The sequence below is a fragment of the [Flexibacter] sp. ATCC 35103 genome (assembly GCF_001975985.1).
Taxonomy (GTDB): domain Bacteria; phylum Bacteroidota; class Bacteroidia; order Flavobacteriales; family Flavobacteriaceae; genus Flavobacterium.
Map to the genome: position 1 here is coordinate 404320 of NZ_MTQF01000001.1, position 14825 is coordinate 419144.

At 33.0% G+C, this 14825-nt stretch carries 15 protein-coding genes; 2 read left to right on the plus strand and 13 right to left on the minus strand.

Features of this window, described 5'->3' with window-relative positions; translation table 11 throughout:
* Positions 1–9 precede the first annotated feature (9 nt).
* The 7 genes from BXU01_RS01650 to aspA all read right to left on the minus strand — a co-directional run bounded on the left by BXU01_RS01650 (position 10) and on the right by aspA (position 7637).
* Positions 10–957, minus strand: a complete 948-nt coding sequence (locus BXU01_RS01650) for a bestrophin family protein (RefSeq protein WP_083691411.1) — start codon at positions 955–957, stop codon at positions 10–12.
* Between the two features lie 50 nt (positions 958–1007).
* The gene (locus BXU01_RS01655; RefSeq protein ID WP_083691412.1) at positions 1008–1730 is read right to left on the minus strand and encodes a hypothetical protein; all 723 of its coding nucleotides are present in this window, start codon (positions 1728–1730) and stop codon (positions 1008–1010) included.
* Between the two features lie 77 nt (positions 1731–1807).
* Positions 1808–3211 (minus strand): HAMP domain-containing sensor histidine kinase, encoded by a 1404-nt coding sequence (locus BXU01_RS01660; RefSeq protein ID WP_083691413.1) that lies wholly within the window; start codon positions 3209–3211, stop codon positions 1808–1810.
* Position 3212: 1 nt separating this feature from the next.
* Positions 3213–3887, minus strand: a complete 675-nt coding sequence (locus tag BXU01_RS01665; protein ID WP_083691859.1) for a response regulator transcription factor — start codon at positions 3885–3887, stop codon at positions 3213–3215.
* Positions 3888–4060: 173 nt separating this feature from the next.
* The gene (locus BXU01_RS01670; protein WP_083691414.1) at positions 4061–4678 is read right to left on the minus strand and encodes an outer membrane beta-barrel protein; all 618 of its coding nucleotides are present in this window, start codon (positions 4676–4678) and stop codon (positions 4061–4063) included.
* 124 nt (positions 4679–4802) lie between these two features.
* A complete protein-coding gene (locus tag BXU01_RS01675) occupies positions 4803–6068 on the minus strand; it encodes a BamA/TamA family outer membrane protein (protein ID WP_083691415.1) in 1266 nt (421 codons plus the stop codon).
* Positions 6069–6227: 159 nt separating this feature from the next.
* Positions 6228–7637 carry an aspartate ammonia-lyase gene (gene aspA / locus BXU01_RS01680; protein WP_083691416.1) on the minus strand — a complete coding sequence of 470 codons (1410 nt, stop codon included), beginning with the start codon at positions 7635–7637 and terminating at the stop codon, positions 6228–6230.
* 330 nt (positions 7638–7967) lie between these two features.
* Here aspA and BXU01_RS01685 point away from each other — a divergent pair, with 330 nt between their 5' ends.
* Complete coding sequence (locus tag BXU01_RS01685) at positions 7968–8546, plus strand: pentapeptide repeat-containing protein (protein ID WP_083691417.1); 579 nt, start codon at positions 7968–7970, stop codon at positions 8544–8546.
* A 40-nt stretch (positions 8547–8586) separates the two neighbouring features.
* Here BXU01_RS01685 and BXU01_RS01690 read toward each other — a convergent pair whose 3' ends face one another.
* The 6 genes from BXU01_RS01690 to glyA all read right to left on the minus strand — a co-directional run bounded on the left by BXU01_RS01690 (position 8587) and on the right by glyA (position 13262).
* Positions 8587–8901 carry a nucleotidyltransferase domain-containing protein gene (locus tag BXU01_RS01690; RefSeq protein ID WP_083691418.1) on the minus strand — a complete coding sequence of 105 codons (315 nt, stop codon included), beginning with the start codon at positions 8899–8901 and terminating at the stop codon, positions 8587–8589.
* On the minus strand, positions 8898–9374 hold the full coding sequence (locus tag BXU01_RS01695; protein ID WP_083691419.1) for a nucleotidyltransferase substrate binding protein: 477 nt from the start codon (positions 9372–9374) through the stop codon (positions 8898–8900). Before BXU01_RS01695 ends, BXU01_RS01690 begins: the two co-directional genes overlap by 4 nt.
* Positions 9375–9399: 25 nt before the next feature.
* Positions 9400–9897 carry a GNAT family N-acetyltransferase gene (locus BXU01_RS01700; protein WP_083691420.1) on the minus strand — a complete coding sequence of 166 codons (498 nt, stop codon included), beginning with the start codon at positions 9895–9897 and terminating at the stop codon, positions 9400–9402.
* Positions 9898–9919: 22 nt separating this feature from the next.
* Positions 9920–10960 (minus strand): GMP reductase, encoded by a 1041-nt coding sequence (locus BXU01_RS01705; protein ID WP_083691421.1) that lies wholly within the window; start codon positions 10958–10960, stop codon positions 9920–9922.
* 293 nt (positions 10961–11253) lie between these two features.
* Positions 11254–11847, minus strand: a complete 594-nt coding sequence (locus BXU01_RS01710; protein ID WP_059117297.1) for a tRNA-(ms[2]io[6]A)-hydroxylase — start codon at positions 11845–11847, stop codon at positions 11254–11256.
* A 140-nt stretch (positions 11848–11987) separates the two neighbouring features.
* On the minus strand, positions 11988–13262 hold the full coding sequence (gene glyA, locus BXU01_RS01715) for a serine hydroxymethyltransferase (protein ID WP_041518753.1): 1275 nt from the start codon (positions 13260–13262) through the stop codon (positions 11988–11990).
* Positions 13263–13370: 108 nt separating this feature from the next.
* Between glyA and fahA the strand changes: the two genes are divergently transcribed.
* Positions 13371–14654: a fumarylacetoacetase gene (fahA, locus tag BXU01_RS01720; RefSeq protein WP_083691422.1), complete on the plus strand. Its 1284-nt coding sequence runs from the start codon at positions 13371–13373 to the stop codon at positions 14652–14654.
* The last annotated feature ends 171 nt before the right edge of the window (positions 14655–14825 follow it).

The window sequence follows — 14825 nt, forward strand, 5'->3', positions numbered from 1 at the left end:
TTAATTAAATTATAAAACAAAGTAAGCGTTGTTTTCCGCTTTTTTAGGCTCAGGCTGAAGATGAAACTCATTGATGATATCAAATTCGCTTTGGTATTCGTTCAGCATTTGCATGATATTCTTTTCGATTGTATTGGCAATAGCCGTTACTGGTGTATCTGTAGCTCTGTTTTCGAATGGATCCTGCAAATGAATTGCCATTCTTTCGATCAGGAAGAAAGCTGCAGCAATAGCCGTAATTAATGGAATTGCAAACCAGCTAAGCACACTAATTAATCCAAAAGGCAATAACAAAATAAACAAACACAATGTTAATCTGATGTACATACTGTAAGTCGTTGGGAAAATTGTGTTTTTAATACGCTCACATTTACCCATTTCATCACACAATCTCGATAATGTATTATCAATTTCTACTTGCTGGTACATATTAATACGTTTGTCATTTTTAGCATTTCGCAGATCTCTTGCATGTAGTAATAAAATCGCATTAGGTATGTTTTGATGATTTTTTACAAAACGCATTTCTTCTTCGCTAATCAAGCCTTCAAGTGGTTTTAGGGCATCTTTATTTCGCAGGGATTGTCCTAAACTGTAGCACCATGCAATTTGTCTTTTTGCAAAATTTTCCTTGAATTCGTTTGCTTCTACAGAAAAATGAGGATCTTTATAAAATGTAAGCACTTGCCTGATTAGTGTTCTGGAATCATTTACAATAGCGCCCCAGACAATTCGTGCTTCCCACCATCTGTCATAAGCCTGATTCGACTTAAAAGCTAATAATAAGGATATAATGGTTCCAATCATTGTTGGTATTGCAATTGGAATATCTACAGGAAGATTGATGAAATAATTGTGAAAAACTTCAAATAGTATGGTATACGCCAATACTAAAGTAATTTCGACTTTAATTTTCCCGAGAACGTACTTCATTGGTATTCTTTTCTTTAATAACATATCTTTCGGTTTAAAATTAAACTTGTGTTTGTGTTAGCAGCGATTTGATCTTATGCCATTTCTTCGTAAAGTGACAAAACCGGAAGTCCTAATTTGTCGTTTAGATTTTCTGTTTTCTTTTTCTTGAATTTGATTTTTTCGCCTTTGCGGGTTTCAACTAACAAATCGATATCGTATTTTGAAATAGCTTCTGATAACTGTGGTTCAAAATTTTCGTAGTTATCTTCAAAACTAGCTGTCTGACTTACAATTTCGAATGAAAAATTGGCACTTAAAAATTGCTGCACATCTTTGACATGCATATTACCGCTGGCATTTTCTATATAAAGTGCTTTATTAAAATCGTCTTTATATTGTTCTAAACTTAAATGTAATATTGGACATTTTTGGTTTCCGGCTAATTGTACTACATATTGATGGATTCTTTTTGTTTCCTGTTTATATGAATGTGTAAGAATCATTAATTTTACAGAGAAAACATCGATAATACGTTTAAAAATTGGAGATGAAAGTCCGTATTGATTGTGTACTTTTATTTTGCAGTTTGGTGCATGATCTATTATATAGCGACAAGTATCGAGTACAATTTCCTGACTTGCAGTAAGTCCGGTACGCATTTCGCGTAAATAACCTGACGATGAAAAAGTATCTGGAGCATCCGAAACCATCATTAAAATGATTTCACAACCTGATGATTTTGCCTGACTAATTGCTGATTTTACAGCGCAAATAGTATCATCTTTTAAAGTGGTAGGTATTAGGAAATTTTTCATATGTATAATCGTTTAGTTTATACATACAAAATAACTCCACCAATATTAGAAGAGCCTTAATATAAAATTAGAAGTTTCTAAGATTCAACATTAGAAGTTTTAATGTTGATTTTCTTTATTTTTGATTTATTAAAAACAATCGTTACAATAGTTCCTTTATTTTGCTCTGACTGAACTTGTATTTCTCCATCGTGCATTCGTATAATTTTTGAAGCCAAAGGAAGTCCTAAACCATATCCTATATATTTTGTTGCTATTTTTCCTCTAAAGAAAGGTTCATACAAATGCGGAATATCTTCTGGCGGAATACCAATACCAATATCATTAATCGCAATCTTAATCATTTCCTGATTTGCAGAAAGCGTCACAAACACTTCGTTATTATCAGAATATTTTACACCATTTGTAATAATATTATTAATCGCCAATTCTAAAAGAGGTTTATTACACGGTATTAATAGGAGATTAGAATCTTTTGGAGCAAAATTAAATTTCATACTCACGCGATTATCAGGATAAATTTTATCCAGATCAGATTTTACATCCATCAACAACTCATCTATTCTGGCAATATCCAATACTTGTTTTTTACCATCGTAGCCTGTTTGTGTGAGTTTTAATAAGCTCTCTGTCAGGTTTCCTAATTTTGAAGCCTGATTGTATATATTTTCTAAAGACTGAATATATTCTGAAACATCTCTTTCTTTCAAAAGCATAATTTCAGATTCAGCTATAATAGTTGTTATTGGTGTTTTTAATTCGTGTGAGGCATTGTTTATAAAGTTAGCCTGAATTTCAAAAGAGGTTTCCAGACGATCCAGCATATCATTAAATGTCTCGGTAAGATCTGAAATTTCATCTGAATTTTTTACTTCAGGTAATCTGTTATGCAAATTAGATGCACTGATTCTATTTACTTCCCTGGTAATTCTTGCTACGGGATTAATGACCCTTTTTGCCAAAAATCTTCCTAAAAAGAAAGCTAAAAGGATAAATGCAATACCTCCAAAAATTAATATTTTGGCAATAAAAATAGTCGTCGTTTTTCCTCTGCGGTCTCTTGCACCAACTATTACAATATACCTTTGATTGCTTTCCTTAAAAACCTGACCTAAATAATACTTACTGTTTACTTCAAAATAATCTTCTCCGGTTCTTAAAACATTCGTATAAAACTCGTTTGGTAAATTTAGATTCGTATTATAATCAAAACTGTTGGCGCTGTTTATTTTAAGAACAAACTCTTCCTCTTCAATAAGTTCTTCAAGTCCGTTTTTTTTTAATTCACTGTAATATTTGCTTTTTTCAGGATCATTCTGAAAATGAATCGATGCCACAATTTTAGCTCTGTCTTCTAATCGTTTTAAAAAGTGATATCTGTTATTTTCCCGAAACAGTACAAAAACGATAACACATAATAATAGGGTACTAAACGTAGAAAGTGCTACATAAGTAAAAGTGATTTTTTTTCTTATATCCATTTTAGGGCTTTATGACATAACCCAAACCTTTCATGGTATGAATCAGTTTGGTTGCAAAAGGTTTATCTATTTTTTTTCTTAAATAGGTGATGTAAACATCCACCACATTGGTATTCATATCAAAATTAATATCCCATACATTATCTAAAATCTGATCGCGCGAAACAATTCTTCCAGTATTTTTGGCTAAATAATACAGTAGTTTAAACTCCTTTGCTGTTAAAATTATAGATTCGCCATTTCTTTTTACCGTTTTTGCCCGTGCATTTACTTCTAAATCGCCTACTGTTATGCTATCGATTCTTTCGGTTTCCTGATGTGCTCTTCGGTTTAAAGCGTTGACCCTTGCATCAAGTTCTCCAAATTTAAAGGGTTTAACCAGATAATCATCGGCGCCGGCATTAAGTCCGGTTACAATATTCTCTGAAGTTCCCAGAGCCGTTAAAAGCAAAACGGGAACAAAATTCTTACTGGCACGTAGTCGTCTGCAAATTTCGATTCCGTTAATATCCGGCAGCATTACGTCTAAGATTACAACATCAAAATTATAGTTGTGAAGCATTTCCAGGGCTGTTGTACCATCCATGGCGACACTAACTTCGTTGTTGTTTTCAGCAAATCCTTTGCGTAAAATCGATAAAAGATTTGGTTCGTCTTCGACTATAAGTAATTTCATTTTGATAAATGTATGAATAACAAAAATAAGGATTGCCATTAAAAATATAAATCACAATAGTTATAAATTATGATTTAATTATGAACAATAGCTTTTAGTAACAATAAAAAAAGCATCCACGAGTTACGAATGCTTTTCTATCTTTTAAAATATGATTTGTTGGGGATCTTATATTAATTTTTAAAGTTAAAACTTAATACAGCACCTAATCCAAATTGATAGGTACTTACATAATCCTCTACTCCAACCGGTCCGTAATATGTCCAGTAATAACTATTGCCAACCGCAGCAGACATTGACTGAAGATACGCATTGATATTTACAGAAACTGATGAAGCTGTTTTAATTTTCACCCCACCTTTTATGTTCCAGGCAAAATAAGTTCCGCTGCCGCTTTGTGGGGTTTCAGTAATCCCAACTCCAAGTCCTCCGCCTAAATAAGGCAATAAGTTTGATCCTGTATCGAAATAATGTGTAGCATCAAGAAGTATAAAATTTAATGCTCCTTTATCGTCTCCACTATTCAATTGATTTCCTGCCGGACCATAAAAAGGCAATTTAGTATCTGCTCTTAGATATTTTAATTCAGCTGAATTGTTTGTAGAGAAAAAATATTCAAAACCTGCTCCATATTGAAAACCATCTTCAATAGTTGCAGAATAACCATCATAATCAATCTTGTCTGAAAAATTGTAACTGCCATACAAATTAAGAGAAAAAGATCTGGCATCCTGGGCGTTCATCCCTATTGCCGACAAGAAAACAACTAATAATAAACTGTACTGTTTCATAATGTTTGTTTTTGAAAGTTAATTGAATCTCAAATTTAAGTTTTTTCTTTCTAATATTATGATTTAATTATGATAAAATTCTCACATTTAAAAACATAAATATTTGATAATTAATTTATTAAATTCAAAAACTCTCGCCTGCATTCAAATAGAATCCTTTCGAATTATTTCCCCAGGCATAATCAACAATTAGGTTTGTCCGGGTCTTTTTATCAATTAAAATACGCAAACCTATTCCTGCAGCAGGCTGAACAGATTTAAACAAAGAGGTATTACTATCGTCGTTACTTGCAGTTACAAAATTGGTAAAAACAGTACCGCTAAACATTTTGTCACAGGTAATTGGGAACCTGAATTCTGTTGAAAGATAAATTAAACCGTTTCCTCTAAACAATCCCTGCGTATATCCTTCTCCGCTTCGGCTGCGCTGATCCCAGCCAATTGCAGGCAGGTTTAAGTACGGAACTTTTCCTCTGGTTACAAATTGACCGTAAGTCCAGAATGCTAAAATATAGCCGTTGTTCTTACTGGAAAGTGGTATAAAATGCCGATATTCTGCATACAAAACATTACTATAATCCTGATTGTTAAACAAAACCGGATTAAAACGATAGTTGATATTGGCAAACCATCCGTGAGTTGAATTAACCTGATTGTCACGTGAATCATACACTAAGTTGAGACTTATCCCATTTAAAAAATATTCTAAATCACTAAATCCGTGTTTTTGGCTATAGGTATAATGGTAGGTAAATTTTCCGTTTTTTATATCGAGATCTTTATCCTTTATACTCGAATACCAATCCAGATTTATTCCTCCGCCGATATAAAAATTATTATAAACTTCAAAAGATACCGTCTGGTGAAATTTAAAATAGTCGTAATCCATTGGTTGGGCAATAGAATCAATACTAAAATTATGCTGCTTACTGTGATGTGGTATATTAGTGGTTCCAAGTCCGTAATTAGGCTGTGAAAATATATACAATCGATAATCTCCACTTAAAAAAATCCTGTTGTTTCTAAGCAGAATATTGTTCTTGACGTTTACGAGCCATTGTTTCTTTGCGGTATAAGTAATTCCCAGATTGGCAATAGAATATTTATCCGATTCTTGTTTCCCCTTGAAAGTATATTGTGCTACTCCGCCAAAAAAAAATCCGGTTGCAGGTTGGGAACCAATTGCCGGAATAACTAGGAAAAAATTATTTTTTGTGGGTTTAACAACATAAGCAGAATCCTTTTTTTTAAAGATTTCTAAAATTGTTCTGGGCGGACATATTTCCGGATGAACAGATTCCTGGGCAATAGAATTGAATGTCACAAAAAAGAGTAACCCTAAGATTTTATATTGATTATGAAAATAATTATTTTTTAAAAACTTTATCATTTCAAAATTTTAATTTTTCTAAATAACACGCAACCTTTATGTAAATATATGCCTAATTTTCAATATTTTACATCATAATTATTTTAAAATCAGTACTAAAGCCACAAAAAAAGCCGTCAAAAAATTTAACGGCTTTTAAATTGCAATCAGGTAAATATTTTATTTCGTAATAAACTTAGGATTGATTAAGTTGTCTAAAGAATAAATTTCATCCCATTTTTCCTGAGTGATTAATTTTCTTTCGACTACTACAATATCATGAACACTTTTATTCATTTGCAAAGCTTCACCGGCAATACTGGCGCTAACTTCATAACCTAAAATTGGATTAAGCTGAGTAACAATACCAATACTGTTCATTACCATATTGTAACAATGATCTGCATTTGCAGTAATTCCTGTAATACATTTATCGATTAAGGTTTGAATTGCGTTCGACAGGTAATCTAATGATGTAAACATAGCAAAAGCAATTACGGGCTCCATTACATTCAATTGCAATTGTCCTGCTTCAGCTGCCATAGTAACCGTAAGATCCTGACCAATAACATAAAAGCAAGTTTGATTCACTACTTCTGGAATTACTGGATTTACTTTTCCCGGCATTATTGATGATCCGGGCTGACGTGCTGGTAAATTGATTTCGTTAAGACCTGTTCTGGGACCTGAGCTTAATAATCTTAAATCATTACAGATTTTAGAAATTTTTACTGCAGTCCTTTTTAATGTTCCCATAATCTGAACGTAAGCTCCGGTATCAACTGTAGCTTCAATTAAATCCGGAGAAAGCGTTAACGGTATTCCTACTTCTTTGGCTAGATAATTTACACAAATCTCAGGATATCCTTCTGGTGCATTTACTCTTGTACCAATTGCGGTTGCACCCATATTGATTTCCAGAACCAGACTTTGAGCATCCTTTAATCTTTTAACATCCTCACCTATTGTAGTCGCATATGATTTAAACTCCTGTCCTAAAGTCATAGGAACGGCATCTTGCAATTGCGTTCTTCCCATTTTCAGGACAGTTTTGAATTCTTCTCCTTTTGCAGCAAAAGCAACTTCTAATCCTTCTAATGTTTTAATAAAACTTTCCATTTTCATGTAAAGTGCAATTCTAAAAGCTGAAGGATATGCATCATTTGTAGATTGAGAACAATTGACATGATTGTTAGGATGCAGAAAATTATATTCTCCTTTTTTATGCCCCAGATATTCAAGACCAATATTGGCAATAACTTCGTTAGCATTCATATTTACAGATGTTCCGGCTCCTCCCTGAATTAAATCACTTACAAATTCCTGATCGAATTTACCTGCAATAACCTGATCGCTTCCGTAACATATTGCTTCGGCTATTTTAGGATCAAGAGCTCCACAATCTTTATTCGCTAAAGCAGCTGCTTTCTTAACATATCCTAATGCTTTGATAAACAGAGGCTCCTTTGAAATTGGAATTCCTGTAATGTTAAAATTTTCTACAGCCCTGAAAGTTTGGATACCATAATATAAATGATTGGGAATGTCTAATTCTCCCAGAAAATCATGTTCTTTTCTTGTTGATCCCATATAATATAAAAGTTATGTTTTAACTAAAAATCAGTGTAAAGCTACAGCAAATTAATAGTATAATAAAGTAATTCTAAATTTAAAAATCAATAAAATTTTAGAAAATTAAAGCCTTAAAATTAAACACTTATCAGTTTAACACTCTTAAAATGTCATATTCACAAAAACAAAACATAAAGAAAGTATCATAACTTATACAAATAGCAAAAAAACCTTCCTATTCTTAGAAAAATCAATACTGCTGAACTTAAAAAATAATACAATTTACTGCTCAATTAATACCTTGTAATTATTATCTTTTGGACCTTAAAATAATCCTTAATAATTACCTTGAAAAAAGAATCTGAATATTTCCTTGATAAAGAATACGATACCATTATTTATGGTAGAGATGATGCCAATTTCAAGGATTTTGAATGTTGCATTTTTAATAATTGTAATTTTTCTGCCTGTACTTTTTTAGCCGTTACATTTATTGATTGCATTTTTAATGATTGTATTTTTAATGAAGCAAAAATCAATTACGTAGCTTTTAGAACTGCTACTTTTAATCGTTGTGAAATCAAAGAAGTTAATTTTGCAATGTGCGACAAACTTATTTTTGAAATTCATTTTTATGATTGCATTCTTGATTTTTCTAAGTTTTATACTTTAAAAATAAAAGGAACCACATTTACTAATTGTAGTTTAATTGCCGTAGATTTTATGGCAACAGATCTTACAAGTGTGCTTTTTGATAATTGCGACTTATATCGTTCAGAGTTTGATAAAGCCATCGCCAATAAAGCCGATTTTAAAACAAGTTATAATTATACGATTGATCCCTCAAAAACGAAACTAAAGAAAGCTGTTTTTGCTTTAAAAGAAGTAAAAGGTTTGTTGTTTAAGCATGATATTGTGGTAAGCTAAGAAAAACATTATCTATCTAAAAGTTTGTATTAGATAAGTTTTAATAAACATTTCCTTTTCTATAAAATTGTTTACCAATTCTATTTATGTGATCTATTAATTCAGGATTATCAATTTTATCAAAGATTATCAAGTCAATAAAATTAGGTATATATAATTCTTCTAATTTATTTTCAATCTCTTGCAAAATGGATAAATTGAGAGCTTGTCCTTTTATGACCAAATCTATATCAGAATTATCCCTGTAATTACCTTTAGCTCTGGAGCCAAAAATTATAACTTCATCTATATTAGAATATTGATCAAATACTGAATTAATTTTATTTATGTAAATCGAAGAAAGTCCAAAACTCATAACATTAGATTAGTTTGTTCGCCACTTCTTTTTTCTTCCATAGTTGCTTGAAAATTTAAAAATAATTGAAAATAGTCATTAATTATTTTGCTAAATATTTCATTTGCAATTTCCTCATTATAAGTATGAGAAGTTCTATTACGACTTTGAATCATATCCATCCATATATCAGCATTTTCAATTAATTGCAAATTAAAAGCTTCCCTGGTTGCATCTCTCGATCCTCCAACTGTTGAATTACCTTGAAAAAAAGCATAGTCTTTCATAACATTCCAAGCTAATTCATGAGTATATTCAAATCTCTGAATCAATCCCTCCTTTATTAATTCTTCAACTACATGCTCTAAATCTTCAGTATGTAATTCCTCTTCCTCATTTAAATACTTATGTTTTATATAATTTACAGATTCCTCTAACTTTGATATTGCTTTATTAAAATTTGAAAATCTTTGTTCCCACCTTATATCTTCCATAATTTATTTTTATTCAAAGTTACTTTTAAAATTTCTTCTCCATCACAAAATCTTCCATCAAATAACCGTTTCCAATTTCGATATTTACCTCTTCAGCAACTTCAAAACCTATCTTTTTATAGAAACCTAAAGCGGAGTTGAATCGGTTTACATTTAACAATAATGCTTTTGAATTATTTTCTAAAGCTAATTTCCCAATTTCGTCAATAACTTTTTTACCAATTCCTTTTCCTTGTGTTTCCGGTAAAAGATAGATTTTATGAATTTTCGTTACTGCTTCTCTATTATAATTATGTTCAATTCCGATAAAACCTATATTAGTTTCATCTTCATCAATCATATAAAATAATTGTATTTTTTTATTATACTGTTCGTTTAATGCTTCAGTAGAATAAAAAAGCCCCAACATATAATCCAATTGTTCTTTTGATAGAATTTCGCCGTAAGTAATGGGCCAAGTAATATTTACTATATTCTGAATTTGCTTAATATCGTTTATTGTTGCTGCTGTAATCGTAATCATAATTCTATTTAAAATGCTTTTATTACTTAGTAAAAATTTGATTTTCCTGTTCGCTTACGCGGATAAAAGTCGTTCGTTTTGTTAATTCTTTTAATTTTGAAGCACCTACATAAGTACAAGTACTTCGTAAACCGCCTAAAATGTCCAAAACCGTATTGATAGCCTGACCTTTAAAAGGCACCTGAACTGTTTTGCCCTCGCTGGCTCTGTATTCTGCAACTCCTCCAACATATTTATCCATTGCAGTTGTAGAACTCATTCCGTAAAATTGTTTGAATTTTTCGCCGTTTATTTCAATCAGCTCTCCTCCGCTTTCAGTATGTCCTGCTAGCATTCCGCCCAACATGACAAAATCTGAGCCTGCGCCAAAAGCTTTCGCTACATCTCCGGGAGTTTTACATCCGCCATCGCTTATAATATGTCCGCCCAAACCGTGCGCAGCATCTGCACATTCGATAATAGCCGAAAGTTGCGGATATCCTACACCTGTTTTTACGCGAGTGGTACAAACTGACCCCGGACCAATACCCACTTTTACAATATCGGCTCCGGCAAGTAATAATTCTTCGACCATCTCACCCGTAACTACATTTCCGGCAATAATAACTTTATCAGGATATTGCTTTCGGGTTTGTTTTAAAAACTGAACAAAATGCTCTGAATAGCCGTTTGCAACATCGATACAAATAAATTTAAGTAACGGATTTGCTGTTATCACTTCACCAATTTTCGCAAAATCTTCTTTTCCTGTTCCGGTGCTTATCGCAATATAATCGTAAAAATCCGGTGTAACATTTTTTAGAAAATCATTCCATTCTGCTAACGAATAATGTTTGTGAATGGCTGTAAAAAGTTTCTCTTTTGCTAAAACCTGAGCCATCTCAAAAGTACCAACGGTATCCATATTGGCTGCCATAATCGGAATTCCTGTCCAGATTGTAGTAGAATGCAAAAATTTAAAATTCCGCTCAAGCGAAACTTCTGATCTGCTTTTTAATGTAGATCTTTTTGGACGAATCATTACATCTTTAAATCCTAATTTCAAATCAGTTTCTATTCTCATGGCTTTAAATTTTCGTTACTCTCAAATATAGGAATTTTAGAATTCAGATATTAGATTTTAGATTGCCAAACTTTGTGTTAATTTTTGAACGCGGATGACGCGGATTCGCTAAAGCGAAAACGCGGATTAAAACGGATTTTTTTTATTGAAATGTTTTTATTGGAGCGTGTTTCGACTTCGCTCAACGTGACAAACGCAAACTAGACTGAAAACTTTTTAATTTTATTGCATTTTCGCTCAACGTGACAAGCACAGACCGAAAACTGAGACTGAAAACTGAGACTAGAAAAAACTTACCCGTGAATCGTTTCGCCTTTTCCGTAATTAGTGATAATTGATTCTTCGAATGCAAGCCATTCTCTCCAGCGTTTTTCTACGTCGATTCCTACTCCGTATTTTCTGGCGTATGTAATAAAAGTGGTGTAATGTCCGGCTTCACTTTCCATCAAATCTCTATAGAAAACAGCTAATTCTTCGTCCTGAATATTTTCAGATAAAACTTTAAAACGCTCGCAGCTTCTGGCTTCGATCATGGCAGAAAATAATAATCTTTCTACAAGACCTGAAACCCGGCTTCCGTCGCCGCTTTTCTTCATATATAAATACAATTCGTTTACATAATCGTCTTTGCGTTCGCGTCCTAGTTTTAATCCTCTTTTGATAATGATATTATGAACTTGCTCAAAATGATCGATTTCTTCTTTGGCTAAAGCCAATAAATCTTTGACCAAATCCTGATGTTCTGAGTTATTCGTAATAATTGTTATTGCGTTTGTTGCTGCTTTTTGCTCACACCAAGCGTGATCTGTCAAGATTTCTTCAATATTTTTTTCTACAATATTTACCCATCTTGGATCTGTTGGTAATTGTAATCTTAGTACGCCCATGATCTTTTTGTTTTTGTTTATTATGTTTCAAGTTTCAGGTTTCACGTTCTTTTAGGAACGAAAAAAGTTTAAAGTTTTGTTTCTACGTATTTTTTACGTGCCACAAAACTTTAAACTTGAAACTTTAAACCTGAAACTCTTTAATATACGAAAATTGGTCTTTCGCTCATCATTTCGTTTACTTCGTTTGCTACTTCTTCGATAACTGCTTCATTTGTATGATCAGCTAATACTTTATCGATAAGTGCTACGATAGTTTCCATGTCTTCTTCAACTAAACCACGAGTTGTGATTGCAGCTGTTCCTACACGAATTCCTGAAGTTACAAATGGTGATTTATCATCAAATGGAACCATATTTTTATTTACAGTGATTTCTGCTTTTACTAATGCGTTTTCAGCTTCTTTACCCGAAATGTTTTTATTTCTTAAGTCAATAAGCATCATGTGGTTATCAGTTCCTCCAGAAATAATTTTGTATCCTCTTTTTACAAAAGCATCTGCCATAGCATTTGCGTTTTTTTGCAATTGCATTGCATAAGTAAAGAATTCATCTTTTAATGCTTCACCAAAAGCAACAGCTTTAGCAGCGATAATGTGCATTAATGGTCCACCTTGATTTCCTGGGAAAACAGCAAGATCTAATAAAGATGACATCATTCTGATTTCTCCTTTTGGAGTTTTCAATCCTTGTGGGTTTTCAAAATCTTTCCCCATTAAGATCAAACCTCCGCGTGGTCCACGTAAAGTTTTGTGTGTTGTTGTAGAAACAATATGACAATGAGGAATTGGATCATTCATCAATCCTTTTGCAATAAGACCTGCAGGGTGAGAAATATCAGCAAATAAAATAGCTCCAACACTATCAGCAATTTCTCTGAAACGTGCAAAATCCATATCACGAGAATAAGCTGATGCTCCTGCGATAATTAATTTTGGTTGCTCTTTTGTTGCAATTTCCTGAATTTTATCATAGTCTAAACGACCAGTTTCAGCATCTACACCGTAAAAAACAGGTTTGTATAAACGACCTGAAAAGTTTACCGGAGAACCGTGAGTCAAGTGACCACCGTGAGACAAATCGAAACCTAAGATTGTATCACCAGGATTTAAACATGCATGGTAAACTGCTGTGTTTGCCTGAGATCCTGAGTGTGGCTGTACGTTTGCATATTCAGCACCAAACAATTCTTTAGCTCTGTCGATCGCAATTTGCTCAATAACGTCAACTACTTCGCAACCGCCGTAGTATCTTTTGCCAGGATATCCTTCTGCATATTTGTTAGTTAAAACAGACCCAGCTGCTTCCATTACCTCATCACTTACAAAATTCTCTGAAGCGATAAGTTCTAATCCGTGAATTTGTCTGTCTTGTTCCTCTAGTATAAGGTCAAAAATTTGTTCGTCGCGTTGCATTTTTTCGTTTTTCGTTAATTTCCTGCAAAAATACAAAAAAACGTTTGTCAAACTGCTAGATTATGATATATTTGACATACAATTTTTCAACAAATAATTAACATTCACATGCCAATAACCGCTAACGATACCAAAAGAAAATCATGGTTAGAAGTGCCAGAAAATAGCGACTTCCCTATTCAAAATATTCCTTTCGGTGTATTTCTTACCAAAGAAAATGTCGTTACAGTAGGAACACGAATTGGCGATTACGCTATAGATTTAGGGGCTCTACAACAATTAAACTATTTTGCAGGAATAGATCTAACCGATGATATGTTCATGCAGGACACGCTTAATGATTTTATTTCTGATGGAAAAAAAACATGGCGTTTAGTTCGAAATCGCATTGCCGATATTTTCGACGAAACCAACCCACAACTAAGAGATTCAACAAAAGATCGAGATATTGTTATTTTTAAAATTGACGATGTAGAGATGCAATTGCCTGTTTTAATTGGTGATTACACTGACTTTTACTCGAGTAAAGAGCACGCTACAAACGTTGGAAAAATGTTCCGCGATCCTGAAAATGCTTTATTGCCAAACTGGCTGCATATACCTGTAGGATATCATGGAAGAAGTTCTACTATTGTTCCGTCCGGAATTCCGGTTCACAGACCAATGGGACAAACTTTACCGGCAGGAGAAAAATATCCTGTTTTTGGTCCGTCCCGTTTGGTAGATTTTGAATTGGAAACAGCTTTTATCACAACCGATGTGAATATAATGGGAGAAAACATCCCAACTTATGAAGCTGAAGATTATATTTTTGGAATGGTATTATTGAATGACTGGAGCGCTCGCGATATCCAGAAATGGGAATATGTGCCACTAGGACCATTCTTAGCGAAAAACTTTGCAACATCAATTTCTCCGTGGATTGTAACTATGGATGCCCTTGAACCGTTTAGAACTAAAGGTCCTAAACAAGATCCGTCTCCGTTACCTTATTTACAAACCAAAGGGAAAAAAGCGTTTGATATTCATCTTGAAGTTTCTATTAAACCAGAAGATGCTGAAGAAACTGTGGTTTCAAAATCAAACTTTAAATATTTATATTGGTCAATGAGCCAGCAATTAGCACATCATACTTCTAATGGTTGTCGTGTAAATTCTGGTGATATGATGGGTTCAGGAACCATTTCTGGTCCTACTCCGGATAGTTTTGGTTCGATGTTGGAATTGACTTGGGGAGGAAAAAATCCTTTGAAATTAAATGATGGCACTGAACGTAAATTCATCGAAGATAATGATACTGTAATTATTAGAGGCTTTTGCGAAAATGCTGAAGTACGACTTGGATTTGGAGAAGTTGCCAGTCAGCTTTTACCTCCATTTATCAGACCATGAAGAGCAGATAAAGTATCTGAAGAGATATAAAAACACAAAACCTTGGTTCTCACCAAGGTTTTTTTATGTTTTATTGCCACAGATTAAAAGAATTAAAATGATTTTTTTTCACATTCTATATATAATGTTTTTAAATCCTGAAAATTCGCCAAGGCACAAAGTTCTTTTCTC